21 protein-coding genes are annotated in these 24,648 nt (G+C 65.4%); 10 read left to right on the top strand and 11 right to left on the bottom strand.

Translation table 11 applies throughout. The features are described 5' to 3' along the window. Positions 1 to 25: 25 nt before the first annotated feature. The 3 genes from GJV18_RS08955 to pedF are packed head-to-tail and all read right to left on the bottom strand — an operon-like array spanning position 26 to position 2,087. Positions 26 to 778 carry a quinoprotein dehydrogenase-associated SoxYZ-like carrier gene (locus tag GJV18_RS08955; protein WP_160344591.1) on the bottom strand — a complete coding sequence of 251 codons (753 nt, stop codon included), beginning with the start codon at positions 776 to 778 and terminating at the stop codon, positions 26 to 28. A 12-nt stretch (positions 779 to 790) separates the two neighbouring features. Continuing rightward, positions 791 to 1,663, bottom strand: coding sequence for a substrate-binding periplasmic protein (locus tag GJV18_RS08950; RefSeq protein ID WP_160344589.1), 873 nt, complete (start codon positions 1,661 to 1,663; stop codon positions 791 to 793). A gap of 4 nt (positions 1,664 to 1,667) precedes the next feature. Beyond that, a complete protein-coding gene (gene pedF, locus GJV18_RS08945) occupies positions 1,668 to 2,087 on the bottom strand; it encodes a cytochrome c-550 PedF (RefSeq protein WP_160344587.1) in 420 nt (139 codons plus the stop codon). Between the two features lie 434 nt (positions 2,088 to 2,521). Between pedF and exaA the strand changes: the two genes are divergently transcribed. Together exaA and GJV18_RS08935 are read left to right on the top strand one after the other, a co-directional pair. Then, positions 2,522 to 4,378, top strand: a complete 1,857-nt coding sequence (gene exaA / locus GJV18_RS08940) for a quinoprotein ethanol dehydrogenase (protein WP_160344585.1) — start codon at positions 2,522 to 2,524, stop codon at positions 4,376 to 4,378. Positions 4,379 to 4,503: 125 nt separating this feature from the next. Continuing rightward, positions 4,504 to 5,157: a pentapeptide repeat-containing protein gene (locus GJV18_RS08935; RefSeq protein WP_160344583.1), complete on the top strand. Its 654-nt coding sequence runs from the start codon at positions 4,504 to 4,506 to the stop codon at positions 5,155 to 5,157. A gap of 84 nt (positions 5,158 to 5,241) precedes the next feature. Here the strand turns inward: GJV18_RS08935 and GJV18_RS08930 are convergent, their stop codons facing one another. From GJV18_RS08930 to GJV18_RS08915, 4 genes are all read right to left on the bottom strand, one after another. Then, the gene (locus GJV18_RS08930) at positions 5,242 to 5,706 is read right to left on the bottom strand and encodes an REP-associated tyrosine transposase (protein ID WP_160344581.1); all 465 of its coding nucleotides are present in this window, start codon (positions 5,704 to 5,706) and stop codon (positions 5,242 to 5,244) included. A gap of 170 nt (positions 5,707 to 5,876) precedes the next feature. Continuing rightward, on the bottom strand, positions 5,877 to 6,524 hold the full coding sequence (locus tag GJV18_RS08925) for a response regulator transcription factor (RefSeq protein WP_160344579.1): 648 nt from the start codon (positions 6,522 to 6,524) through the stop codon (positions 5,877 to 5,879). Further along, a complete protein-coding gene (locus GJV18_RS08920) occupies positions 6,521 to 7,786 on the bottom strand; it encodes a HAMP domain-containing sensor histidine kinase (RefSeq protein WP_160344577.1) in 1,266 nt (421 codons plus the stop codon). The genes GJV18_RS08925 and GJV18_RS08920 overlap by 4 nt, the downstream gene beginning before the upstream one ends. After that, the gene (locus GJV18_RS08915; protein WP_160346058.1) at positions 7,787 to 8,224 is read right to left on the bottom strand and encodes a cupredoxin domain-containing protein; all 438 of its coding nucleotides are present in this window, start codon (positions 8,222 to 8,224) and stop codon (positions 7,787 to 7,789) included. A 345-nt stretch (positions 8,225 to 8,569) separates the two neighbouring features. Here GJV18_RS08915 and GJV18_RS08910 point away from each other — a divergent pair, with 345 nt between their 5' ends. From GJV18_RS08910 to GJV18_RS08875, 8 genes are all read left to right on the top strand, one after another. Continuing rightward, positions 8,570 to 9,763, top strand: a complete 1,194-nt coding sequence (locus GJV18_RS08910) for an ABC transporter substrate-binding protein (RefSeq protein ID WP_160344575.1) — start codon at positions 8,570 to 8,572, stop codon at positions 9,761 to 9,763. A gap of 124 nt (positions 9,764 to 9,887) precedes the next feature. Then, positions 9,888 to 10,853: a YVTN family beta-propeller repeat protein gene (locus tag GJV18_RS08905; RefSeq protein ID WP_160344573.1), complete on the top strand. Its 966-nt coding sequence runs from the start codon at positions 9,888 to 9,890 to the stop codon at positions 10,851 to 10,853. Then, positions 10,850 to 11,572: an ABC transporter ATP-binding protein gene (locus GJV18_RS08900; protein WP_160344571.1), complete on the top strand. Its 723-nt coding sequence runs from the start codon at positions 10,850 to 10,852 to the stop codon at positions 11,570 to 11,572. Before GJV18_RS08905 ends, GJV18_RS08900 begins: the two co-directional genes overlap by 4 nt. 76 nt (positions 11,573 to 11,648) lie before the next feature. Continuing rightward, the gene (locus GJV18_RS08895; protein ID WP_160344569.1) at positions 11,649 to 12,440 is read left to right on the top strand and encodes an ABC transporter permease; all 792 of its coding nucleotides are present in this window, start codon (positions 11,649 to 11,651) and stop codon (positions 12,438 to 12,440) included. A gap of 216 nt (positions 12,441 to 12,656) precedes the next feature. Beyond that, positions 12,657 to 13,244 (top strand): PQQ-dependent catabolism-associated CXXCW motif protein, encoded by a 588-nt coding sequence (locus GJV18_RS08890; protein ID WP_160344567.1) that lies wholly within the window; start codon positions 12,657 to 12,659, stop codon positions 13,242 to 13,244. Positions 13,245 to 13,411: 167 nt separating this feature from the next. Continuing rightward, on the top strand, positions 13,412 to 14,077 hold the full coding sequence (locus tag GJV18_RS08885) for a response regulator (protein ID WP_160344565.1): 666 nt from the start codon (positions 13,412 to 13,414) through the stop codon (positions 14,075 to 14,077). Beyond that, positions 14,077 to 14,919, top strand: coding sequence for a DMT family transporter (locus GJV18_RS08880; protein ID WP_218571977.1), 843 nt, complete (start codon positions 14,077 to 14,079; stop codon positions 14,917 to 14,919). The genes GJV18_RS08885 and GJV18_RS08880 overlap by 1 nt, the downstream gene beginning before the upstream one ends. Positions 14,920 to 15,265: 346 nt before the next feature. Beyond that, the gene (locus GJV18_RS08875; RefSeq protein ID WP_160344561.1) at positions 15,266 to 15,832 is read left to right on the top strand and encodes an Sbal_3080 family lipoprotein; all 567 of its coding nucleotides are present in this window, start codon (positions 15,266 to 15,268) and stop codon (positions 15,830 to 15,832) included. Between the two features lie 62 nt (positions 15,833 to 15,894). Here GJV18_RS08875 and nahK read toward each other — a convergent pair whose 3' ends face one another. The 4 genes from nahK to pqqF form a co-directional block, all read right to left on the bottom strand. Then, positions 15,895 to 18,525 (bottom strand): hybrid sensor histidine kinase/response regulator NahK/ErcS', encoded by a 2,631-nt coding sequence (gene nahK / locus GJV18_RS08870; protein WP_160344559.1) that lies wholly within the window; start codon positions 18,523 to 18,525, stop codon positions 15,895 to 15,897. Then, positions 18,464 to 19,618: a nitric oxide-sensing protein NosP gene (nosP, locus tag GJV18_RS08865; RefSeq protein WP_160344557.1), complete on the bottom strand. Its 1,155-nt coding sequence runs from the start codon at positions 19,616 to 19,618 to the stop codon at positions 18,464 to 18,466. The genes nahK and nosP overlap by 62 nt, the downstream gene beginning before the upstream one ends. Before the next feature lie 363 nt (positions 19,619 to 19,981). Then, a complete protein-coding gene (locus GJV18_RS08860) occupies positions 19,982 to 21,166 on the bottom strand; it encodes a porin (RefSeq protein WP_160344555.1) in 1,185 nt (394 codons plus the stop codon). A 932-nt stretch (positions 21,167 to 22,098) separates the two neighbouring features. Next, complete coding sequence (gene pqqF, locus GJV18_RS08855) at positions 22,099 to 24,603, bottom strand: pyrroloquinoline quinone biosynthesis protein PqqF (protein WP_160344553.1); 2,505 nt, start codon at positions 24,601 to 24,603, stop codon at positions 22,099 to 22,101. Between the last annotated feature and the right edge of the window lie 45 nt (positions 24,604 to 24,648).

Below are 24,648 nucleotides of genomic sequence, written 5' to 3'. Positions count from 1 at the left end.
TGCGCATGGCGCACCCTGGACTGGCTTAAAACGCCGCCTGAAACTCGTTGCCGTTGTTGTCACGCAGCCACAGCTCGGCGCCCTGCGCCTCGCGCAGCTCGAAACTCAGGGTGGGGTTCTCGCTGACCGAGGGAAACAGCTCCAGGCTGGCCAGGCGCTGGCCGCTGGCATCGCGCAGCTCGGCCTGTTCGATAAAGAACTCGGGAATGCCGCCCACCAGGCCGTTATCCATGGGATGGGCCACCTGCAGACGCAGCCGGTCGCTGTCCTCAAGACGAAAACGCCGGCCCAGCACCTGGCCAAAGCGCTCTTCCCAGCCGGCCTCGGCGCGCACCACGCTGGGCGCCGTGCAACCCCCGCCGGCGGCGTCCACCCGGGCCGAACCCACGTGCCAGAGGCCGTCTTCCGTCAGCACCGCGGCGCGGATCGGCGTGGCCTGCTCGACGCGGATACGCAAGGCGAGAAAGGGCAACACCTGCTCGCCCGGTTGAAAATCCACCACCTGGGCGATGGGATTGAGCTCGGCCCAGACCAGCAGCCGCTTGACCCTGGCCCCCAGGCTGCGGGCATCGATCTGAATCGGCACCTGGCGCGCATCCTCGGCAAAAGGCGGCACCAGCACCTGCACCCGCTTATCGAAGGTAAAGGCGGCACTGTCCAGCAGACGCTGGTGGTAGTAGTCCCACATCACCGAGCTGACCGGGTCGCTCTGCTCTGCGGCCCGTGCCTCCCAGCCCCAGGCAAACAACGCCAGGCACAGCAGTCCACGCCAGTCCATCGCTTATCCCCTCTACTGATACTGCTCCGGTTTCTCGAAACGCAGGCCGTAGCGCGCATACAGGCGCTGCAGGGAGCCATCGAGGATCATCGCGTCGACCTGCTCTTCCAGGGCATAGGCCAGCTGCCGGTTGCTTTCGTGCACCGCCATGCCGATCTCCCAGATCTGCCGCCCCATCTCCGGGTAGGCATTGTCGGCCAACACCAGGTTGGGGTCGGCGGCCTGCTGCAACAGCCAGTCGACCTCGCCGCGCATGGCCATCACCGCATCCACCTCGGCGCCCTGCAGGCCGGCGAAGGCCGCCGCCACGCTGGGGTAATGACGCAGTTGCTGGCGCAGCATGCCCTGCATAAACAGCGACAGGTAAAAGGACGGCACCCCGTCTACCTCGACGCCAATGGGGTGTTGACGCAACACCGCCAGACTCGGCAGCGCCGGCAAGCGGCGACGGTCGAAGGCCAGCTGCCAGCGCTCACGCTGATAGGGGCCGAACAGCACCACCAACTCGTTGACCAGCTCGCCCAGTTCGTTGCGCTTGTAGGCGAAATCGCGGTCATAGGGCACCCGCAGCATCACATCGGCCAGCTCGCCGGGCTGGGTCAGGCGCCCGCGCCAGATATAGTCACGCAGGTCGGCATCGAGGTTTTCCCCCGGCGGCGCCCAGATCACCTGCAGCTCAAGGCCCAGCCCCTCGGCCAACTGCCTGGCCAGCTCATAGTCGACGCCACGGGGCTGGCCCTGCTGGCGGAAACTGTAGGGGGCGAAGTCGTCATACAGCGCCACCCGCAGCACCCCGGACGCAACCATGGTGTCGAAGTCGCGCACCTGGGCCTGGGCCGTGTTCAGGCCCAGCACCAGCAGGCACAGCAGGAGCAGCCGCGACATGGCGTTACTCCTCGATGGCCACGCTTTCCAGGTAGCTGCGCACCGCCCACAGGGCTTCCTGGCTGAGGTAGTCGGCCATCTTCGGCATATACACCCGGCCATCACGCACCGCACCGTTGATCACCCGCTCCTTGTACCACTCATCGCCCATGGCGCCGGTTTCCAGCAGGCGCAGATCCGGGGCGATACCGCCGGACTTGGCCTCCAGGCCATGGCAGGCGGCGCAGTTCTGGTTATAGGCCGAGGCGCCGATCTCGATGGCGCGGGGGTTATCGCGGTAGGGGTTCTCCTCCAGCCACTCCTCGCCCAGGGGCTCCAAGCCATCAGTCTTCACGGCCTGGGGCACCACATCGCCGTGGGCCCAGAGTTGGGTGGATGCGCCGAGCAGCAGCATGGCCAGGGTGGCATTGAGTTTCTTGTTCATGGCTAGGACCTCATCGAGTGCACGCAAACAGCCCGTTCAGAGCTTGAGGCGTTCATCTTAGAAAGGCCGCAGCAAGGGCCGAATGCTGCTTTGGTGGCCGCGCCCTAGTCCCTTGGTAGTAGAGCTTGCGAGGGAGCCGCCCCGCTGCTTTGGCAGCAAGGCCAATTAAGCCCGGAACTGGGCAATCTTCCCGGCAAGCGCGGGAGTTTTTCCGTAGGCGGGAAACGAGGCGGGTTTCACCATCGAACTGCCACGGTAGGGCATCTCTAAAAACGTCGGCGAGGCAGTCAGCGCAAGGCGAGAACAGGCGAAGAAGCGCAGTTTACGAATTGTAAATGAGCATTCTGAGCCTGTTTTTAACGCAGCGATGACAACGCAGACAGTTTTTAGAGGTGCCCTGCGGCGACCTACCACCTCCAACGGGAAGCACAACGATGACAACAACAGCCTTCACCCCGCGTCCCCTGACGCTTGCACTGCTGATGGCCAGCGCGCTGGGCCTGAGCCAGGGCCTCCAGGCCAAACCAGTGACCTGGGACGATATCGCCAACGACCACCTCAGCACCCACAACGTGCTGCAATACGGCATGGGCACCAACGCCCAGCGCTGGAGCCCGCTGGCCCAGGTCAACGCCGACAACGTATTCAAGCTGACGCCGGCCTGGAGCTACTCCTTTGGCGACGAGAAGCAGCGCGGCCAGGAATCCCAGGCCATCATCCACGACGGGGTGGTCTACGTGACCGGCTCCTACTCGCGGGTGTTCGCCCTCGACGCCAAGACCGGCAAGCGCCTGTGGACCTACAGCCATCGCCTGCCCGACAACATCCGTCCGTGCTGTGATGTGGTCAACCGCGGCGCCGCCATCTATGGCGACAAGATCTACTTCGGCACCCTCGATGCCCGCGTCGTGGCGCTGAACAAGGACACCGGCAAGGTGGTGTGGAACAAGAAGTTCGGCGATCACGCCGCCGGTTACACCATGACCGGCGCGCCGACCATCGTCAAAGATGGCAAGAGCGGCAAGGTGCTGCTGATCCATGGCAGCTCCGGCGACGAGTTCGGCGTGGTCGGCAAGCTGTTCGCCCGCGACCCGGACAGCGGCGAGGAAGTCTGGATGCGCCCGTTCGTCGAAGGCCATATGGGCCGCCTGAACGGCAAGGAGAGCACCCCGACCGGCGATATCAAGGCGCCGAGCTGGCCGGATGACCCCAACCACCCGACCGGCAAGAAGGAAGCCTGGAGCCAGGGCGGCGGCGCCCCGTGGCAGAGCGCCAGTTTCGATGCCGAGACCAACACCATCATCATCGGTGCCGGCAACCCGGCGCCGTGGAACGGCTGGGCGCGCACCTCAGACGGCGGTGATCCCAAGGACTACGACAGCCTGTACACCTCAGGGCAAGTCGGCGTCGACCCCACCACCGGCGAAGTCAAGTGGTTCTACCAGCACACCCCCAACGATGCCTGGGACTTCTCCGGCAACAACGAGCTGGTGCTGTTCGACTACAAGGACAAGAACGGCAAGGTCACCAAGGCCACCGCCCACGCCGACCGCAACGGCTTCTTCTATGTGGTCGACCGCGCCAACGGCAAGCTGAAGAACGCCTTCCCCTTCGTCGACAAGATCACCTGGGCCAGTCATATCGATCTGGAAACCGGTCGCCCGGTGGAAGTCGAAGGCCAGCGCCCACCAAAGCCCAAGCCCGGCGAAAGCAAGGGCGCGTCGGTTGAGGTCTCGCCACCCTTCCTCGGCGGCAAGAACTGGAACCCCATGGCCTACAGCCAGGACACCGGCCTGTTCTACGTGCCGGCCAACCACTGGAAGGAGGACTACTGGGCCGAGGAAGCGCAGTACAAGAAGGGCTCCGCCTACCTGGGCATGGGTTTCCGGATCAAGCGCCTGTATGACGACCACGTCGGCATCCTGAGGGCGATGAACCCCACCACCGGCAAGATCGCCTGGGAGCACAAGGAGCGTCTACCGCTATGGGCCGGGGTACTGGCGACCAAGGGCAACCTGGTGTTCACCGGCACCGGCGACGGCTACTTCAAGGCCTTCGACGCCAAGAACGGCAAGGAGCTGTGGAAGTTCCAGGTCGGCACCGGGATCATCTCCCCGCCCGTCACCTGGGAGCAGGACGGTGAGCAGTACATCGGCGTAACGGCCGGCTACGGCGGCGCCGTACCGCTGTGGGGCGGCGATATGGCCGAGCTGACCAAGCCGGTGGCCCAGGGCGGCTCCTTCTGGGTGTTCAAGCTGCCGAGCTGGGACAAGGCCAGCGCCCAGCGCTAAAGGCCAAGCCCCATGGCGCACCCACCCGGCTGCGCCATGGGGCTTTTTGTAGGAGCGGCTTTAGCCGCGAACCCCACGAATCCCACGCCCCCACGAATCAGGCCATCACTGCCCGAGGACTCACCATGAACTATCTGCCCCTGCTTATCCCGGTCCTGCTGCTGGTCATCGGCAGCCACGCCATCGGCGCCGAGAGCGACGGCGTGCCACAGATCAACGGCTGCCGCATCGAACCCGACAGCCAATGCGCCAACGCCAACCTGCGCGGCGCCGACCTGCGCAACCTGGACATGCGCCGTATGAATCTCACCGGCGCCGACCTGTCCGGCGCTGACCTGCGTCACGTCAACCTCGACCTGGCCCAGCTGGAAAAGGCCAAGCTGCGCGGCGCCAACCTGACCCGCGCCAGCCTGCAACAGAGCAACCTGCGCGGCGCCGACCTGTCCGGCGCCAGCCTGGTGGCCATCAGCGGCTGGGGGCTGTTCGCCCAGGCTGCGCAATTCGAAGGCGCCGACATGCGCGCCGCCAATCTGGAGTTCGCCCGCCTCTCCGGCGCCAAGCTGCACAATGCCCAGCTGCAGGCCGCCAACCTGGAAATGACCTGGCTGAGCAAGGCCGACCTCAAGGGCGCGCACCTCGCCGATGCCAACCTGCAGGAAGTGAAACTGGGTGGCGCCAACCTGGAAAACGCCAACCTCAGCGGCGCGCGGGTGCGCTTCGGCAATTTCCAGGGTGCCAATATGCCGGGCTGTATGGAATGTCCGAAGGGCTGGGATTGAGGACTCTGGTTCGCGGCTAAAGCCGCTCCTACAGGTTCAACACGATCCGTAGGAGCGGCTTTAGCCGCGAACCACCTCACAGGCTCACAACCAAACCGCATCCCACAGCGGATAATCCCCAACCCGCCTCACCAACCCCGCCCGCAACGGATTGGCCACCACATAACGCGCCACCGCCTGCACATCCTCTTCGCGGCGCAGGGCATGGTCGTGATAACCCGACTGCCATAAGGCTCCCTCGCGCCACAGTTGCCGATTGATCGTCCGTGCACTGCGGCCTTTCACCCGCCGCAGCAGCGCCGCCAGAGGTTGCTCTCGCAACTCGACCAGCCAATGGAAGTGATCCGGCATCACGACCCAGGCCAGGGAGTTCACCCAGCCCGCCTCGACCGCCGAGCGCAGTTCGGCCACCAGCAAACGCCCTACCGCAAAATCACCGAAGAGCGGTGCGCGATCACGGACGACGACGGTCAATAAATAGATACGACCTGGCTCGGAGCAGCGGCCCAGGCGCAGGGAGCGTCCGTGGTAAGAAGTGGGAACAGGCATTCCATTGCCTCGATAAATAGGATGTTAGGGATATAGCACAGGGAGCGCGGTTGGTTACCCCAGAGCCTGCACGGCTTGGTTGTGCCCCTACGGCCCGTTCGCGGCTAAAGCCGCTCCTACAGGATATGAGTGCTGTGTAGGAGCGGCTTTAGCCGCGAACCCGCTTCCATTCAGGCGCTCTCCAAGCCCACCCGCACCACGCCACTGTCGATGGCCAGATGCACCAGCTCGGCCTGGGAGCTGATCTGCAGTTTGTTCTTGATCAGGGTCTGGTAGTTGGACAGGGTCTTGGAACTGATGCACAGCTTCTCGGCAATCTGCCGCGGTGGCAGGCCGCGGGCGAACATGACGAAGATCTCGAATTCGCGCTGGGTCAGTTCGCGCAGGCGCGGGTCGGGCCCACCGCTGCCCGGGTTACAGGCCAGTTGGGTGGCCAGGGACTGCTCGATATAGGCATGACCGGATGCGGTACGGCGCACCGCCTCAACCAGTACATCCGGAGACGAACTCTTGGTCAGGTAGCCGATGGCGCCAGCCTCCAGCGCCTGGCGCACCAGGGGCAGCTCGTCGTGCATGCTGAAGAACAGGATGCGCAGCTGCGGCAGGCGCTGACGCAGGCGACGGGTGGTTTCCAGGCCACTGATGCCGGGCAGGCCGATATCCATGATCACCAAATTCGGTATCTCTTCCTGCACTCGCTGCAAGGCCTGCTCGCCATCGCAGGCCTCGCGCAGCTGCACCTCCGGCAACAGGGCGCGCAGCAGGCTGGCGTAGCCCTGACGCACCACCGCGTGATCGTCCACCAGTAGCACCTTCATGGCATCGTCTCCAGAGGAATGTTCAGGCACAGCGCCCAGCCCGCTTGCGGCCGACTGTGCAGGCGCAGCTCGCCGCCCAGGCTGCGGCTGCGTTCGCGCATCGAGCGCAGGCCAATACCGGGGCGTAATGGCAGTGCCGTGCCACGGCCGTTGTCACGCACCAGCAGACGCAAGCCGCGGCCACGGCGCTGCAGACGAATGCGCACTTCGCTGGCATCGGCGTGGCGGGCCACATTGGTCAGCGCCTCCTGCACCAGGCGGTAGAGATGGGCCTTGCTGGCCAGCGGCAGATCCGGCAGCCGCTGGCCCAGTTGCAGGCGGCAACGAATGCCTTGCGCCTGCTGCCAGTCGGCGGCCAGCTGCTGCAGCGCAGGCCCTAGTTGCAAACGTTCCAGCACCACCGGATAGAGTTCGCGGATCAGGCGACGAAAGCCCTGCTGCAGGCGCTCGCAGTTGTCGTCCAGCAGGCATGCGGTGTCCTGCACCTGCTGCGGTCGGTCGGCGATCACCTTGAGCAGGCAGGCCTGGGCACGGATGCCGCTGAGGTACTGGCCCAGGTCATCATGCAGGGTCTGGCCCAGGCGTGTGCGCTCGCGCTCCTGCAACTCCAGCAGCGCTTGAGTCAGCTCGGCATTGTCCGCCTGCACCTGCTGCAGGGTGGTGGCCATGGCGTTGAAGTGCCCGGCCAGGCGCTGCGCCTCAGCCAGGCCGTGGTGTTGCAGGCGGGTGTCGAAATGGCCGGCGCCGACCTGATTCAGGGCGGCCAACAGCTCGTCGAGCACGCGCAGCCCACGGCGCACGGCAAAGCGAATGGTCAGCAGGCTCAGGGCCAGGGCGAAGGCACTGAGCAGCAGCAGCTGTAAGAGAGAGTCCTGGACTTCCTCGATCTCGTCATAGGGATCGAGGGCAATCTGCAACTGGCGACCATCCTCCAGCGTCCAGCTGCGCACCCGCAACAGATCAGGTGCCAGTAACTGGGCGGCGAGCCAGTACTCAAGGCCACTGGCTGCCGGCGCCGCGGAAGACTCGCCGGCCCCCAGCCAGCGCACGCGAATATGCCGCAGGTTATCGGTCAGCTCCGGGCGCAGACTGGCCGGGTTACGCTGCACCACTTCCCCCAGGTACTGCACCACTGCCTCGGCGGCCAGCAACTCACGGCGTACATCGTGGCTTGCCTGGCGCGCCAGCAGCAACAGCCCCAGCAGGGTTACCAGGGCGAACAGCAGGCTGACCCCCAGGTTGATACGCCCCAGGGCGCTCATTTACTTGACCACAAAGTGGCCGAGCATGCCCTTGTTCTCCAGGCCCTTGGCATAGAAGCGGTACTTGCCCGGTTTGACCGGGAGGAAGAAGATCTCGGCCTCGCCGGCATCCTCGAACTCCAGCTCGGTCAGGGTCACCGCCTTGATCTCCACGCCGCCGGCCTCGACCTTGCGCAGGTAGATGGCGGTGGCGAATTCCGGGGCCTGGAAGGCGTACTCCTTCTGCCCGCTGGCGATGATCTTGAGCTGATAGGCCTGGCCGGTTTCCAGTTGGTACTCGCGCTGCGACATGGCGTAGTCGCTGTCGTCGCTGCCCAGTAGCAGATCCGGCAGGGCCACTGGGCGGCGGGTCATGTCACCGGCGGCGTGCAGGTTGTCGAAGCCAGCCAGGCTGCCGAGCAGAATCAGGCCAAGGCCCAGGTGTTTGAAGGTGTGCATGGGGATGTCCTCTTGTTGTTCTGGCACGACTGCCATCCTAGAGCCCCAGCCTGCCCAACCCGCTACTACCTTGGTGGTGCCGAGCTGCTACTTTGGGCCCCACCCGGCAGACCGAGCTTGCCAATACAGGCCAACGCCCTGCCGGGTTTACGGCCCTTTCGCGGCTAAAGCCGCTCCTGCGCCAAACGTGGAGCCCATGCAGGAGCGGCTTTAGCCGCGAGCCTGCACCGCCGCATTACCAAGGCAAAACTACGACCTTGGTACTGACCGACCGCGACCAAGGGCATATTTTCCCGGCCATGCCCCCTTCCTATGCTGGCAGCACCCGTACAGGAGTTGCTGCCCATGCGCCCGATCCGTCGCCTTCTGCTGCCCTGCCTGCTGATCTGCCTGGGCGCCTCTGCCGCCTGCCTGGCCGCGGCGCCTGCCGCCGAACTGCAGGTGCGCATCGGCTACCTGGCCTATATCCCCGCGACCGGGCCGCTGCTGTCCAATGTCATCCCCGAGCCCACGGACGCCGGCCTGCGCGGCGCCGAACTGGCGATTGCCGACAGCAACAGCACCGGGCGTTTTCTCAAGCACAACTACAGCCTGGAAGTCAGCCAGCAACACGACAGCAACGCCCTGCTGCAGGCGGCGACCGACCTGCACCAGCAGGGTGTGCGCCTGTTTGTGGTCAATGCCCCCGCCGCGACCCTGCGTCAGCTCAGCGAGCAGCTGAAAGACAGCCTGCTGCTCAATGCCGGCAGTGCCGATGACGCCCTGCGCAGCCAGCAGTGCCTGCCCAACGTGCTGCACACCCTGCCCAGCCGCGCCATGCTGGCCGACGCCCTGGCGCAGTTTCTGACCCTGCGCAAATGGACGCGCTGGCTGCTGATCACCGGCCCCACCGAGGACGATCAGGCCTACGCCTCGGCGCTGCGCCGGGCGGCCAAGCGCTTCGGCCACCGGATCGTCGCCGAGAAGCCCTGGAGCTTCGACAACGACCAGCGCCGCAGCGCCCAGGCGGAGATGCCGCTGTTTACCCAGACCAGCGAGTACGACGTGGTGCTGGTGGCCGACGAGCGTGGCGACTTTGGTGAATACCTGCCCTACAACACCTGGTATCCGCGCCCGGTGGCCGGCACCCAGGGCCTGACCCCGACGGCCTGGCACAAGACGGTAGAAACCTTCGGCGCCGCGCAGCTGCAGAAGCGCTTCGAGGCCCATGCCGGGCGCTGGATGAACGACCGCGACTTCGCCGCCTGGATGGCCGTGCGCAGCCTGGCCACGGCGGTCACCAAGCAGCGCGCCAGCGACCCCATGACCACGCGCCACCTGCTGTTAAACGAACAACTGCCGCTGGATGGCTTCAAGGGCCGCAAGCTGAGCTTTCGCACCTGGAACGGCCAGCTGCGTCAGCCCATTCCCCTGGTGCATCCGCGCGCCCTGGTCAGCACCTCGCCCCAGGACGGCTTCCTCCATCCACACAACGAGATGGACAGCCTGGGTTACGACCGCCCCGAGGTGAGCTGCGACCTGGCTGGCAGCAGCAATTGATGGTGCGCACGGCGCACCCTACCCCGCCCGTAGGGTGCGCCGTGCGCACCGGCAAAACCGAGCCCGTAGGGTGGATGGCCGCAGCCATCCACCACCCACCGATAACAACAAGAGGATCGACCCCATGCGCCTTAGCCACCTCGCCTGCGCCATCACCCTGGGCCTGGCCTGCCACACGGCCCTGGCCGCTACCGCCTATGTATCCAACGAAAAGGACGACAGCATCAGCGTGATCGATCTGGATACGCTGCAGGTCACCGATACCCTGGCCGTCGGCATGCGCCCCCGGGGCCTGCTGCTGTCCAACGACAACAGGCTGCTGTACATCTGCGCCAGTGACTCCGATCGGGTTCAGGTGATGGACCTGGCCACCCGCCAGATCATCAAGGAGCTGCCCTCCGGCGCCGACCCCGAGCAGTTTGCCCTGCACCCCAATGACCGCTGGCTGTATATCTCCAACGAAGACGATGCCCTGGTCACCGTGGTCGACACCCAGACCGACGAGGTGCTGGCGCAGATCGATGTCGGCGTGGAGCCCGAAGGCATGGCGGTCAGCCCCGATGGCAAGTGGGCGGTCAATACCAGCGAAACCACCAACATGCTGCACTGGATCGACACCAGCACCCAGCAGCTGGTGGACAACACCCTGGTCGACCAGCGCCCGCGCCATGTCGAGTTCGACAAGGACGGCCAGCGCCTGTGGGCCTCGGCCGAGATCGGCGGCACGGTCACGGTGATGGACGTCGAGGCGCGGGAGATCCTCAAGGTGCTGCGCTTCGAGATCAAGGGCGTACACCCGGACAAGGTTCAGCCGGTGGGGGTCAAGCTGACCGATGACGGCAAGTACGCCTTTGTCGCCCTGGGCCCGGCCAACCATGTGGCGGTGGTCGACGCCAAGACCTACGAGGTACTCGACTACCTGCTGGTGGGCCGGCGCGTCTGGCATATGGCCTTTACCCCGGACCAGAAACGCCTGCTGACCACCAACGGGGTCAGCGGCGATGTCTCGGTGATCGACGTGGCCAGCCTCAAGGTGAGCAAATCGATCAAGGTCGGCCGCTACCCCTGGGGCGTGGTGGTCACCCCATGAACGCCCTGGAGGTGAGCGAACTGGCCTTTGCCTATGGCCCACGCCAGGCCCTCGATGAGCTGGCGTTCAGCCTGAGGCCGGGGCGCTTTGCCGCCCTGCTGGGCCCCAACGGCGCCGGCAAATCTACCCTGATCGCCCTGCTTACCCGTCTCTATGATCTGCAGGCCGGCGATATCCGCATCTTCGGCCACAGCCTGCGCCGCGCGCCGCGCCAGGCCCTGCGCCAGCTCGGGGTGGTGTTCCAGCAAAGCACCCTGGACTTGGACCTGTCGGTGCAGCAGAACCTGGCCTACCACGCCGCCCTGCACGGCCTGCCAAGGCGCGAGGCGCAAGCACGCATCGAGCTGGAACTGGCCCGCCAGCAGCTTGGCGAGCGCCGCCACGACAAGGTGCGCGAACTCAATGGCGGCCACCGCCGCCGGGTGGAAATCGCCCGTGCCCTGCTGCATCGCCCACGTCTGTTGCTGCTCGATGAAGCCAGCGCCGGCCTCGACCCGGCCAGCCGCCTGGCCCTGGGCCGGCATGTCCGCCACCTGTGCCAGGAGCATCAGCTCACGGTGCTGTGGACCACCCACCTGCTCGATGAAGTGCAGGCCGGCGACCAGTTGCTGATGCTCAGGCAGGGCCGCCTGGTGGCCGAGGGCCGCGCCGATCAGTTTGGCGATGACCTGGGCGCCAGCTTCGAGCGCCTGACCGCGGCGGCCCCATGCCAGCCGTAGGGTGCGCCGTGCGCACCGATGCCTGTGCCCCCAAAAAACCGGTGCGCACGGCGCACCCTACGCGGGAGTCTCGCCCATGATCGTCTACTGGGAATGCCTGCGCGGTATCGTGCTGCGCGAGTGGCTGCGCTTTGTCCTGCAGCGTTCGCGTTTTCTCAGCGCCCTGGTGCGCCCGCTGCTGTGGCTGCTGGTATTCGCCGCCGGTTTTCGCGCCGCATTGGGCATCGCCATCATCGCCCCCTACGACACCTATATCACCTACGAGACCTATATCGTGCCGGGCCTGGCCTGCATGATCCTGCTGTTCAACGGCATGCAGGGTTCCCTGGCCATGGTCTACGACCGCGAGATGGGCAGCATGCGCGTGCTGCTCACCAGCCCGCTGCCACGGGCCTTTCTGCTGGCCAGCAAGCTGCTGGCCACGGCGCTGATCTCGCTGCTGCAGGTCTATGCCTTTCTCGCCATCGCCTGGGTCTATGGCGTACAGCCGCCGCCCTGGGGCTTGCTCAGCGCCCTGCCGGCGCTGCTGCTGGTGGCCCTGCTGCTCTGCGCCCTGGGCCTGCTGCTCTCCAACGGCATCCGCCAGCTGGAAAACTTCGCCGGGGTGATGAATTTCGTCATCTTCCCGCTGTTCTTCCTGTCCTCGGCGCTTTATCCCTTGTGGAAGATGCGCGAGGCCAGCGAATGGCTGTACTGGCTGTGCGCCCTCAACCCCTTCAGCCATGCCGTGGAGCTGGTGCGCTTTGCCCTCTACCAGCGCCTGAACCTGTCCGCCCTGCTGGTGTGCCTGGGCCTGACCGCGCTGTTCGCCCTGCTCGCGGTGCTGACCTTCAACCCCCAGCATGCGGCGCTGCGCAAGGCCGGGTAAGCCAGGGGAAAGCCCCGATGCGCACCGCGCACCCTACGCCAATCGTCCGTAGGGTGCGCCATGCGCACCGCCCCTCTCATTCGCCACTGCCAGTAACCCGCAAACATCAAAGGCGTAATTACTACTTTGGTACTGCCTTTGCTCTCCATCGTAGAATTTCCAAGGCCGCGACCCGGGTCTCTAATAGCTGCATAAAAAGAACCGAGACCTACGCCCATGAAACCCTGCCGAGCTCTACAGGCAGGGCTGCTCCTAGGCTCCAGCCTGCTGGCAAGCGCAGCGCTGAGCGAAGTGGCCCTGTACAGCGCCGAAGGCTACCGCCAGGCGCATTACCGCAGCCCCACCCCGGCCGAGCTTGCCGGTGCGCGCAGCCTCGACACCGCCGCCCTGCAGCGCCTGCTGGCCGAGCAGCCGCATACCCGCCTGATCGATGTCTACCGCCGGCCCTGGCGCCATGGCCAATTTATCGAAGACGAGCCCCACGCCAATCTGCCCGGCAGCCTGTGGCTGGCCAATGTGGGCGACGGTGAACTGGAGCCACGCTGGCAGCGCTACTTCGAGCAACAGTTGCTGCGCATCAGCCGCGGCGACCCGGACTGGCCGCTGGTGTTCTACTGCCGCGCCGACTGCTGGCTGGGCTGGAACGCCACCCGCCGCGCCCTGGCCCTGGGCTACCGGCGGCTGTACTGGTACCGTGAGGGCATCGACGGCTGGCAGCAGGCCGGCCTGCCCCTGGTACCGGCCCAACCCGTTCCCCTGCCGGACGCCGCCGCCACTTTCGCCACCCCCACCGCCGCACCATAGCAGGCCGTTGAAAAACGTAGGCGAGGCAGGCAAGACAAGGCAAAAACGGCCAAAAAAGCGGAGTGTACGAGTTGTACATGAGCATTTTGAGGCCGTTTTTAACGCAGGATTGCCCACGCAGGTAGTTTTTCAACAGCCTGATAATCACAAAAACGAGGTGAAAGGCCATGTACAAGATTCTGATTGCCGACGACCACCCACTGTTTCGCGAAGCCATCCATAACGTCATCAGTGACGGCTTTGCCGGCAGCGAGATCATGGAAACCGCCGACCTGGACAGCGCCCTGGCCCTGGCCCTGGAGCACGACGACCTGGACCTGATCCTGCTCGATCTGAACATGCCCGGCATGCATGGTCTGGGCGGCCTGATGAACCTGCGCAACGAGGCGCCGAGCATACCGGTGGTGATCGTCTCCGCCGAGCAGGACAAGCAGGTGGTGCTGCAGGCCATCACCTACGGCGCGGTGGGCTTTATCACCAAATCCTCACCGCGGGCGCAGATGACCGAGGCCATCGCGCAGATCCTCGACGGCAATGTCTACCTGCCGCCGGATATCATCCGCACCCAGAAGAGTGGCGGCCACCGCCAGCATCACGACAGCCACAGCATCGCTCCAGAGCTGCTGCAGGCCCTGACGCGCAAGCAGCTCCTGGTGCTGGAGCGCATGACCAAGGGCGAGTCCAACAAGCAGATCGCCTACAGCCTGGATATCGCCGAAACCACGGTCAAGGCCCATGTCTCGGCCATCCTGCGCAAGCTGGGCGTGCATAACCGGGTGCAGGCCATTCTGTCGGCCGGGGATATCGACTTCGCCGCCTACCTGCGCCGGTGATGCTGCGCGTCGTCCTGCTGACCGGCCTGGCCATGCTGGCCTTCGCCGGCAATTCCCTGCTATGCCGCGCTGCCCTGTCCGGTACTGCCATAGACGCCAGCAGCTTTACCGCCCTGCGCCTGCTGTCCGGTGCCCTGGTGCTGAGCCTGCTGGTCGGCCTCAGGCAGGGAGCACGCGTGGGCGGCGACTGGTATTCGGCCCTGGCCCTGTTTGGCTACGCCGCGGCCTTTTCCTTCGCCTATCTGCAACTGGATGCCGGCGCGGGAGCCCTGCTGCTGTTCGGCGCGGTGCAGGCCGGCATGCTCGGCTATGGCTGGTGGCGCGGCGAACGCCTGAGCGCCCTGCAGCAACTGGGCCTGGCCAGCGCCATCGGCGGCCTGCTGCTGTTGCTGCTGCCCGGTGCCAGTGCGCCAGCGCCCGGTTCGGCGGCGCTGATGCTGCTGGCCGGGGCCTGCTGGGCGATCTACTCGCTGCGCGGCCGGGGCAACCGCGACCCGCTGGCGGCCACCGCCGGCAACTTCCTGCGCAGCCTGCCGGCGCTGCTGCCGTTGCTCTTGATCTTTCACCGCGAGCTCAACTGGGACAGCCTCGGCGCCTTCTACGCCCTGCTCTCCGGTGCCCTCGCCTCGGGTATCGGCTACGCCATCTGGTACGCCGCCCTGCCCCAGCTGCGCGCCCTGCAGGCCGCCAGCGTGCAACTGAGCGTGCCCATCATCGCCGCCCTGGCCGGCAGCCTGCTGCTGGGCGAAGCCCTGACCCCGCGCCTGCTGCTGGCCAGCCTGGCCGTACTCGGCGGCATCGCCCTAGTGCTGCGGGTCAAGGCCAGGGGCACGGCGGCCTAGAGCAGGTCATGGGGTAACTTGCCCAACGGTCCCAAAGTGGTCAACGCGAAGTTTCCTCCAGGCCAAGGTGGAAAACGCTGCGCGGTTTTCCACCCTACCAACCATCACAGAGTGCGTAACCCCGCACATCCACGGCGTAGGGTGGACAACGCGAAGCTTGTCCACCGAACACCAGGAGCACACACAACGCTTGCCACCCGATCTGGCGTTTCACTGGCAGCTGGCCACCATTGGCCTTATCCTCGGCGCGCGCAGTGCGCTGATCTGATGAAACCGCCCTGCGCAGCATTTCTCCAAACATGCCCAAGCATGCGCGGAGCCAAGTCGTACCAGCATGGAGCTTAAAATGCGTCTTCTCGCCCTATCCCTTTCACTGGCCTTGTTAACCGGCTGCAGCATCAAGCAAACCGTCACGCCCGCCAGCATCGCAGCCTCGCCCAGCAATGAGATCTGCATGATCCCGGCACAAGGTCTGCGCGAAGGTTTCCACACCACCTACAGCAACCTGCTCACGCAGAAAGGCTTCAGCGTGCGCAAACTGAGCCCCAGCGCCAACCCCACTCAATGCCCGCTGGCTACCACCTATGTCGGCAACTGGGCCTGGGATCTGGCGATCTATATGGTCTATGCCGATATCAAGGTGTATCAGGATGGCAAACAGGTCGGGCACGCCAACTACGACGCCAAGTGGGGTGGTGGCCGGCCGGACAAATTTATCGATGCCGAAAACAAGATCACCGAGATGGTCAACAAACTCTTTCCAAACGGCGCGCCCGCACCGGTAGCCCAGGTGCCTGTCGCGACATCCGGCGCCACGCTGAGCAAGGCCGAGCGTCTGCAACAGCTGATGAATGACAAAAGCCTCAGCTATGAGGAATACCGCCGCCAACACCAGCTGATCGAAGCGGAGTAAGGCTGGCAGTCCATCGCTGTTGCCTAGGGTGGAAAACGCTGCGCGGCTTTCCACCTCGCCCCTTATCCCCGCCGCGCCAATAGATGACTGAGGCTGGTCTTGAGCTTCATCGGCTTGACCGGCTTGTGCAGCAGGGTGTGGCCCAGTTCGCGCAGGGTTTGCTTGAGTTCATTGCTGTAGTTGGCGGTGAGCATCAGCGCCGGCAGGGGTTCGCCGCGGCGGGCGTTGATCGCGGCGATGGCCTGGACGCCGTCGCGGCCATCGTCCAGGTGATAGTCGGCGATCAGCACGTCGGCGTCGGCGTGGTAGTTGTCCACCTGGCGCGCCAGATCATCCTCGCTCAAGGCGGTGACCACCTCACAGCCCCAGCCTTCGAGCAATGTGCGCATGCCGGCGCAGATCGCCGCATCGTTATCCAGCACCCAGATGCGCGCGCCCTGCAGGCATTCTACGGCCATGGGCACGGCCTTGCCCTTGTCCGGCAGCACATTGGCGCGGCGGGTCAGCGGCACCTCGATGGCGAATAGCGAGCCCTTGCCCGGCTGCGAGCTGACGCGAATGCGGTGACCGAGCATACGGGCGATCTTTTCCACGATCGCCAGACCCAGGCCCAGGCCGCGGTCCTGATGGCGCTGACCCTCACCGCGTTTGAACTCCTGGAAGATCTCCTGCAGCTTGTCCGCGGCGATGCCCACGCCGGTATCCCAGACCTCGATGGACAGGCTCTGCCCGCGCCGCCGGCAGCCAAGCAGGATGCGCCCGCTGGCGGTGTAGCGGATGGCGTTGGTCAAGAGGTTGCGCAGAATCCTGGCCAGCAGCTGGATATCGCTGCGCACCCAGGCGCTGCTCGCCACGAAGTCCAGCTGCAGCCCTTCAGTGGCGGCCAACTGGCGGAATTCGGTGGCCAGGGTGCCGAGCAGGTCGGCGATGGCGAAGCTGCCGATCTCCGCCTTGATCACCCCGGCGTCCAGCTTGGAGATGTCCACCAGGGTGCCGAGCAGACTTTCCACATCCTCCAGAGAGTTGCTGATATTGCGCACCAGGCCCTGCTGGCTGCAGGTTTCGCGCTCCAGCAAGGCGCTGGTGAACAGCCGCGCGGCGTTGAGCGGTTGCAGCAGATCATGGCTGACCGCGGCGAGGAACTTGGTCTTCGACAGGTTGGCCTGCTCGGCCTCGGCCTTGGCCTCACGCAGACGCGCTTCCATGCGGGTGCGTTCGTCGATCTCGCGGCGCAGCTGCTGGTTGACCGTGGTCAGCTCGGCGGTGCGTTCGCGCACCCGCTGCTCCAGATGCTGATAGGCCTGGTGCAGGGCCTCGGCGGTGCGTCGGCGCTCGGTGATGTCGCGGATCAGCACGAAGATGCCGAGCACCTCGCCATTGGCCTGGCGGTTGGGCACATAGGAGCGCAGCATGTAGCGCTCCTGACCGCTGTGGTTGGTTTCGGCGAACTCGAAGGTGACGCTCTCGCCGGACAGCGCCCGCTCGATATAGGGCTCCAGGCGCCGGCAATGCTCCTCGCTGTGCACCACGCGCAGGCTCTGGCCGAGCATGGCGCCGCTGGGCCAGCAGTACCACTGTTCGTAGACCTTGTTGGTGAACTGGTAGACCAGATCGGCCGACAGATAGGCGATCAGCGCCGGCACATGGTCGGTGATCAGACGGATCCAGCGCTCGCTGGCACTCAGGGCCTCGGCATGGCGGTGACGCTCGGTGATATCGGTAAAGGTGTTGACGAAGCCGCCGGTGGGCAGCGCGTGGGTGCGCACCTCCAGCATGCGCCCATCGAACAGGTGCAGTTCCAGCTCCTCGATGGGTTTGCCGTTGGCGTCGCGGCTGTCCGGGGTGAGCAGGGTCAGTTCGCTCTCGGCCATCACCTCGGCGAAGGGCCGATGGGCATTGATCGGCGCCAGGCCGCAGAGGTCGAGAAAGCGGTGGTTCCACAACTCCAGCTGGCCCTCGGCATTGACCATGGCCATGCCCTGGGACAGGTTGTCCACGGCGCGCTGCAGCAGGCGCGACTTCTGCGCCAGGGCCTGCTCGCGGCGCAGGGTTTCGTTCTGCTTGACCTCGGTGATATCGGTGTAGAGGATCACCAGCCCGCCCTCGCGGGTGGGCCGCTCGCTGACCTGCACCCAGCGCCCGTCGCGCAGGCGATAGAGCATCTGCTCGCCCTCACGGCTGCGCTGCTCCTCCACCACCAGGCCGGTGCTCTTGCTCAGGCGCTTGATCTCCTCCAGCCGGGTGCCCGGGGTGATGCGCGCGCGGCTGTGACGCCAGAAGGACTTGAAGCGGCTGTTGAACAGCACGATGCGCTGCTCGCGGTCGAACAGGACGAAGCCGTCGCTGATGCTTTCGATGGCGTCGATCAGGTGCTGGTGAGCGGTTTCCGCGCGCAGGCGCGCATCGCTGAGCAGCTGGTTGCTGGATTTCAGCTCGGCCATGGCCTGGTTCAGGGCATCGGTGCGTTCGCGCACCTGCTCGGCCAGCACCACCGAATGCTGGAAGGCGGCGTAGGCATCGTCGCCACGAGCATGGGCCGATTCCACCCGCTCGATCAGCGCGGCGTTGATCCGCTTGAGCTTGAGGTTGTCGCGCTCAAGCTGCGCCAAGCGCGCCCGCAGCTCGGCCTCATCAGCCTCGGCCGGGGCGGCCAATGGCGACTCCGGTAAAGGTCTGGTTGATATGCATGCCATTGAACTGCTCCCCGTAGGTGTTGAAGCCAATCACCGGCTGCTCGCGCAGAAAAGCCGATACCGGCTCGCTGCCACCGTCGTTCTCGATCTCCAGGCGGCGCAGAAAACAGTCGCAGCCGATGGTCAGCAGCAGGGGGCCGAGGCGCTGGCGCAGGCCGTCGAACACCGTCTGCAGGTTGGGCAGCAAGGGCCCGGGCTGCATGGCGGTAAGGACGATGCCGTTCTCCACCGCGCAGTAGAAGGTCAGGCTCAGGTCCTCGTTGACCCGCTGGATGGAGCGCACGTAGTGCTGCTCGCTGATGCGCACGGCCAGGGGGTTGGCGGCGAACAGCCGATGATCCAGCTCGGCCAGTGGCACGCCGATCAGCTCCGCGTATTCCTGGGCGGCCGGCGCGGCATTGAGCTCATACACCCGGCGGCTGGCGCTGTCGGCGCGGGTGACCACCAGTTTGTCGGCGCGGGGCTCGATGTGGTGGGTGCTGAACACCTCGAAATCCAGCCAGGTGTTGAACAGCACCACCACTGCGGCGCCGGTGTGGAACTGGCCGCCATGGTAGACATGGGTATGGGTCAGATGATTGTCGTCGCCGGCCGAGCCGCCAAAATGCGGGATGCTGCCCAGGGCCGCGCTAAGCACGCCGAGCACCACTTCCTCGCGGCTGGACAGGCCATCGAGCAGGGTCAGGGCAAAGCTGTGGCCCTTAATCGGCGCCAGCTCGTTACTGCGGCAGTTCTTGACCAGACGCTCCACCAGCTGCTGCGCATCGATCAGGCTGAAGCGCTCCATCTCGTCGATCAGGGCGCTGGCGATGGAGAAGCTGCGGTGATCGAAGCCCACCGCACTGACGCAGCCGCGACCATAGCCCTGGGCGGTGATTTCCCCGGCCGTGGTACAGCCGACCAGTTCGATACCGCCAAAGTGCTGCTCCAGAGCCTGACCGAGACCGCCCAGGTCGTATTCGGCCGAACAGAAGAACAGCACAAAGCCCAGGTGCGGGTGGATCAACTGACGCGCCAGCTCCTGGGCCACCAGTTCGACATCCGTGGCGCTGGACATGGCGGTAATCACGCCTTCGTTTATTTCCCTGTGCATGGCCGGCCCCACTCTAAAACATCGCGTACAAACACATTCTACGAAGCGCCCCCGCCCTGCCCCATGCCACTTGAGTAGCGAGGCTCTAGTCCCTAAGTAGCGGGTGCCAACCCGTAGAGCGGACATACCGCCAGGCTTGTCCGCCACATCGTCGGTGGACAAGGCTTCGCCATGTCCACCCTACCCGGGGCGCAGAAAGCCCTGCAGACACAACGGCAACACCAGCAGCACCAGGCTGCCTGGCAGCAGTACCAGCAGTTCCAGGCCATGAAGTTCCATGCCTACCTCGCATTTGCAATGCGGCCATACAGACGACAATGCCGCTCACCGGCAACCAGTGAGCGGCATCCCGGGTGTAGCGGCTTACCAGCTCAGCACGGCACCCACGGCGAAGGTGTCGGTGTCTTCGTTCAGGCCGCTGCCGCTGGCGGCGTCGATCTGGTACTGGTTGTACTCGGCCACCAGCTTGAGGTTGTCGTTGATGGTGCGGAAGTAGGCCACGCCACGGGTTTCGTAGTCGGCCGCCACGCCCAGGCCGTTGCCGTCGTCCTCGGTCTTACCATAGGACAGGGCCACGCGGTTCTTGCCAAAGGTGTAGGAGCCCTGCAGCAGGTAGCCGTCGCTGTCGATATCGCGCAGGGTGGCTTCACCGGCGTTGTTGGTGAAGAAGGGGTTGATGCCCTGGGCCTGGAAACCCGAACCGGTCAGGGACAGACCGCCGATCTTGGCCTGCACGCCATAGCCCAGCCCCTTGCTGGTGACATCGTCGACCGTGCTGTCGGTGTTTTCCGAAGTCTGGTAGGCGCCATTGAGCCAGGTGTAGATGGTCGAAGGGCCCAGGTCGAACTGGTAGCTGATCTCGGACTCGAAGCGCGGTTTGTCCTGATAGGCCTTGCCCACCAGGCTGTCATCGTTGGTATCCACCGGGTCCATGATGCCCACCGCCACACGCAGGCCTTCGGCCAGGTTGTTGTTGCGGTAGGTGATCTGCGAGGTGGGGAACGGGTACGGGTAGCCGCTGCCGATATTGCCGAAGGACACACCGGTACCGTCGACCAGGCCCAGGGTATCGCTGACATTGCCGTAACCGGCCAGCAGTTCGTCGAGGAAGATATTGGAACGGGCGAACAGGCCGAAGTCCTTGCCCACCAGTACCTCGCCCCACTCCGGGTTGGCCACGGTGCCGTAGAACTGGCGCACGTCGATGGCGGTGCTGGTGCCGTTGGCTTCGCTGTCGTTGATGGTCACCCAGAAGGAGGCGCGGCCGCCGAGCTTGAGGTCATCGACCTGCTTGCCGAAGTTGAAGCCGATCCAGTTAGGCAGAAAGCCCATCTTCACCCGCGACTGGGTGCGATCGAACTGCTCGCCCTCGCGATCCACGCTGCTGTTGACGTAGAAGGCGTTGATATAGCCGTCGGTGGAGAAGGTGGTGTCGTCCTGATCGTAGAGGACGATTTCCGCGGCGGCCTGCTGGCTGGCCACCAGGGCCACGGCGCTGGCCAGGGCCAGAGGCAGGAATCGGGTGCTGGCGATTTTCTTGTTGTACATAACGCTCTCCACTTGAGGAACGACTGAAGCAGTCGGGTCGGAGGCGATTATCAAAAGTGCGGCGCAGCCCTGGTATGCGGCCTTGGGCCTGGTTGAACGCTGCTTTGGCGCGGGCCCGCGGAGCAGGCGGATAGACCCAAGACCCGATGCGCCACCAAGGTCGTACACCCGGGCGCGACCTGCGGAGCAGGAAAAAGGTGCTTTGCCGGCGCTGTAGGAGAGTGCTGATTAAGACTGGACTGGCAAGTACATCTTTGTTGCTGATGACTGGGCACTATCCAATGGCGTGTCGCCTGACCTGATGGGTTTCGCCCTTCACGGGCGAGTGACTTTTTCTTGCTTGGCCAAGAAAAAGTCACCAAAAAGAAGGCCACCCGGCATCCGGGTTTCGCTGCGCGAAACTCCCCTCGCTCAGGTGCCGCTCCGGGGGCCGGCTTACAAGGGCCGTCCCTGGCCCTTTAAGCCTCGACCGGCCATCCGGGCCGGTCGTCCCCCTGCACAACACCTCCACTCGGCCTCCTGACGGGACTAGGGTCGCGAGCCTGAAAGATCTTTCCAAGAACAAACTGAGTGGAGTCTGAGCTTTTGCTTTTGAACTGCGGCGTTACAGGCGACGCCCAAGTCCCCACCAGAAGGCCGAGTGCAATCACTGCGTAAGGGGTTGAGCAGCATGGATGCTGCGAGAGCCGCGACGGGCCAGGGATGGCCCTTCGCGGCGTGCCCTTGGAGCGGTGATGGAACGAGGGAACCCTGGCAAAGCCGGGGCCGGATGATGGGGTGTGTTTCTTTGCCCACTTTCTTTGCACAAGCAAAGAAAGTGGGTCGCCCGTGAGGGGCGAAACCCATCAGAACAGGCGACACAAAAATGAACCATGCCACGACACCAGTGGCGCCGCAGAAAATCTTGCCAGTCCGGTATTAGACAAAGTTGCTCAGCGCGGTGCCGGCTGATTGGCCAGAATCTGTCGCGGGGCCTGCTCAAGCTGCTGCAAGGCCTCACGCCAAGTTGCCCTATCCAACATGGCACAGGCCTGGATCACGGCCTGGGGGTGCTCGGCTGGCAGGCCAGCCAGCCAGGCCTGCCAGTGCTGTTGGGCCTGTTCCAGGGGCGCCTCGCTATGCAGGCGCTGGCCCAGTTCGGCGGCCGCCTGACGCAGTTGCTCAGCCGGCCAGTCGCTAAGGATCGCCACCTGTTCGGCGAGCAGGGCCTCGATGTGAGCCCGCAGCTGCGCCGTATCGACCTTGGGGCTCTGCACCGCGAAGAGAATGCCGCGCCGCCCCTGCACCTGGCGATAGCCACAGAGCAGCGCATAGCCCAGCTGCAACTCGACCCGCATGCGCTGGTAGAAGGCCTCCTGCAGTGGCTGCGCAAGCAGTCGCCAGGCCGCTTCCATCTCCGGCGTGACCCGCATCATGGGGCAGAACAGCAGCAGCGCCGCCTCCTGCCCAGGCTGCCCGACCTGCTGCCAGCCTGTGGGCACGGCACCCAGTTGCGGGGCGGCCGGCGGCGCGCCGGGGGCCAGCAACTGCTGGATTTCGTGACGGGTATGCACACTGCCGCCAAACAGCTGGCCCTGATGCCGAACCATCCAGAAGTGCCCAGCACCATGATCTGCCGCCAATTCGTCAGCCATGGCAAAGGACGCCGGCCAGGCCTCCAGCAGCTGGCGAATCGGCCACTGCCCACCTGCCTCGGCGACAGGCTTCACCTCAGCGCCCTCGGCCTCGTTCAACATCTGCAGGGCCTGCCCCAACAGCGCCGGCAGCAGCGCCTCGGCGCCGCTCAGCTGCAACTCCAGCCAGCGCTCTCCGGCACTGGCCTGCAGACTCAAACCCGCCTCTGCGGCCAGACTCTGCAAGCTCTGCAGGCGCTCGTCCAGCAGCGCCTTCAGCCCACTCAACGGCAGGGCCTGGCCCAGCCCACAGCGCCAGTGGATCTGCGCCTGATCATTAGCCAGCAAGATCTGCGGGCTATCGCGAAAACTCACTATCCCGGTCAATTGCAGATCCGGCACCCTCGCCAGTTGCCGCGCCAGCCAGGGATTACGCGCAGGCAGGCGCCAGGGCTGCCGCCAGGCCGGCAGCTTCGGCGTCTGCAGCGCTCGCATGGCCAGGGCAAAACCTGCACTGGGCCAGGCCGGGGCCGGCTCGGTGCTGCTGCGCAGATAAATCCGCCGCGCCAGCTGCTGCATCTGCTGCAGCAAATCAGGCAACAGGGCCAGGCTGGCGCTGGACAGGCCACCACGGGGATCGCCTTCGCCCAGCAGGGCGGCCTGCCAGGTGCGGGCCAGCTCTAGAGGCCCCAGGCCGGCCAGCTGCCGCTGGCGTACCCGCCGATACTCGGCCTGCTGCTCGGCCCAGGGCGCCTGCCCGGCCAGCCAACGCAGCCAGTCGAACAAGGCCGCGGCCAGGCGCTCGGGCTCCGGGGCCTCTTGGCCGCTAAGCAGCCAAAGGCCCTGGCCCTGATGCTGGTAGACAAGCTGTCCCCGCAGCTGGCGACACAGCCCGGCCGTACGCAGCTGCTCCAGCACCCCGCCCGGGTTCTGCCGAGCCAGCATAAACTGCAGGAAATCCAGGGCCTCGACCAGCGCCTGGGGCGAGTCGTAGTCCAGGGCAAAGCCCAGGTGCAGGGCCGGCGGGCTATCCGCCAGGCACAGCTGCAACGCCTGCTGACGCAGGGGCAATAGCCCGGGCGCAGGCGCCATGGGTCGGGGCGGTTCGCGCTCAAATCTGTACTGGCCAAAGGGCTGCACCAGCGCCAGCAACTCATTCAGGGGCTGCGGCCCCACCAGGGTCAGCTGCATGCTGGTCGGCTGGTAATACTGCCGATAAAAGGCCCAAAGCGCCTGTTGAAAGGCGGGCTGCTCAACGACCAGGGTCTGCCGATTGCCGGCATAAAAGCCGCCCAGCGGATGCCCCGCGGCCACGGTCTGGCCCAGGGCGGTCTGGATCAGGGTCTGCCCGTCGCCGCTGCGGGCGAGAAACTCGGCCTGCAGCACCTCGCGTTCGGCACGCTGAGCCGCCGGATCCAGCAGCGGCTGCCAGAGCATATCCAGCAGCCGCGCCAGGGCGCCTTCCAGCTGCTGCGCCGGCACCTCACAGAAGTAGTCGCTGTGATGGGCCTGGGTGCTGGCATTGAGCTGCCCGCCACAGGCCCGCACAAAGGGCATCAGGCGCTGCTCGCCGGCAAAGGCCGCGCCGCCCAGGAACAGCAGGTGTTCGAGAAAGTGCGCCAGGCCGGCAAAGGCCACCGGCTCGTCATGGCTGCCCGCCGCCACCCGCACGCTGAGCGCCGCCCGCGGCAGATCCGGGCGGCTGAGCAGGGCCACGGCCAGGCCATTGGCCAGGCGCAGCTGCAGCGGCTCGCTGGGGGCATCGACAGGCGCACAAGGGGCCATGGCCAGGGCTTCGCATCGGTCCAGGGAAGCTACGAGCATCGCCCTCACCCGGGCCCGGGGCAATTAGCCTTTGGCCGGGGTTAT

Origin of the sequence: Pseudomonas xionganensis (genome assembly GCF_009763245.1) — a bacterium.
GTDB lineage: Bacteria > Pseudomonadota > Gammaproteobacteria > Pseudomonadales > Pseudomonadaceae > Aquipseudomonas > Aquipseudomonas xionganensis.
Note: the sequence above shows the minus strand (reverse complement) of the source record. Positions and strands in the feature narration are given on the sequence as shown.

Bases quoted from the DNA above. Each gene is read 5' to 3' on its own strand.
- GJV18_RS08955 (WP_160344591.1), bottom strand. From the start codon at position 778: ATGGACTGGCGTGGACTGCTGTGCCTGGCGTTGTTTGCCTGGGGCTGG.
- GJV18_RS08950 (WP_160344589.1), bottom strand. From the start codon at position 1,663: ATGTCGCGGCTGCTCCTGCTGTGCCTGCTGGTGCTGGGCCTGAACACG.
- pedF (WP_160344587.1), bottom strand. From the start codon at position 2,087: ATGAACAAGAAACTCAATGCCACCCTGGCCATGCTGCTGCTCGGCGCA.
- exaA (WP_160344585.1), top strand. From the start codon at position 2,522: ATGACAACAACAGCCTTCACCCCGCGTCCCCTGACGCTTGCACTGCTG.
- GJV18_RS08935 (WP_160344583.1), top strand. From the start codon at position 4,504: ATGAACTATCTGCCCCTGCTTATCCCGGTCCTGCTGCTGGTCATCGGC.
- GJV18_RS08930 (WP_160344581.1), bottom strand. From the start codon at position 5,706: ATGCCTGTTCCCACTTCTTACCACGGACGCTCCCTGCGCCTGGGCCGC.
- GJV18_RS08925 (WP_160344579.1), bottom strand. From the start codon at position 6,524: ATGAAGGTGCTACTGGTGGACGATCACGCGGTGGTGCGTCAGGGCTAC.
- GJV18_RS08920 (WP_160344577.1), bottom strand. From the start codon at position 7,786: ATGAGCGCCCTGGGGCGTATCAACCTGGGGGTCAGCCTGCTGTTCGCC.
- GJV18_RS08915 (WP_160346058.1), bottom strand. From the start codon at position 8,224: ATGCACACCTTCAAACACCTGGGCCTTGGCCTGATTCTGCTCGGCAGC.
- GJV18_RS08910 (WP_160344575.1), top strand. From the start codon at position 8,570: ATGCGCCCGATCCGTCGCCTTCTGCTGCCCTGCCTGCTGATCTGCCTG.
- GJV18_RS08905 (WP_160344573.1), top strand. From the start codon at position 9,888: ATGCGCCTTAGCCACCTCGCCTGCGCCATCACCCTGGGCCTGGCCTGC.
- GJV18_RS08900 (WP_160344571.1), top strand. From the start codon at position 10,850: ATGAACGCCCTGGAGGTGAGCGAACTGGCCTTTGCCTATGGCCCACGC.
- GJV18_RS08895 (WP_160344569.1), top strand. From the start codon at position 11,649: ATGATCGTCTACTGGGAATGCCTGCGCGGTATCGTGCTGCGCGAGTGG.
- GJV18_RS08890 (WP_160344567.1), top strand. From the start codon at position 12,657: ATGAAACCCTGCCGAGCTCTACAGGCAGGGCTGCTCCTAGGCTCCAGC.
- GJV18_RS08885 (WP_160344565.1), top strand. From the start codon at position 13,412: ATGTACAAGATTCTGATTGCCGACGACCACCCACTGTTTCGCGAAGCC.
- GJV18_RS08880 (WP_218571977.1), top strand. From the start codon at position 14,077: ATGCTGCGCGTCGTCCTGCTGACCGGCCTGGCCATGCTGGCCTTCGCC.
- GJV18_RS08875 (WP_160344561.1), top strand. From the start codon at position 15,266: ATGCGTCTTCTCGCCCTATCCCTTTCACTGGCCTTGTTAACCGGCTGC.
- nahK (WP_160344559.1), bottom strand. From the start codon at position 18,525: ATGGCATGCATATCAACCAGACCTTTACCGGAGTCGCCATTGGCCGCC.
- nosP (WP_160344557.1), bottom strand. From the start codon at position 19,618: ATGCACAGGGAAATAAACGAAGGCGTGATTACCGCCATGTCCAGCGCC.
- GJV18_RS08860 (WP_160344555.1), bottom strand. From the start codon at position 21,166: ATGTACAACAAGAAAATCGCCAGCACCCGATTCCTGCCTCTGGCCCTG.
- pqqF (WP_160344553.1), bottom strand. From the start codon at position 24,603: ATGCTCGTAGCTTCCCTGGACCGATGCGAAGCCCTGGCCATGGCCCCT.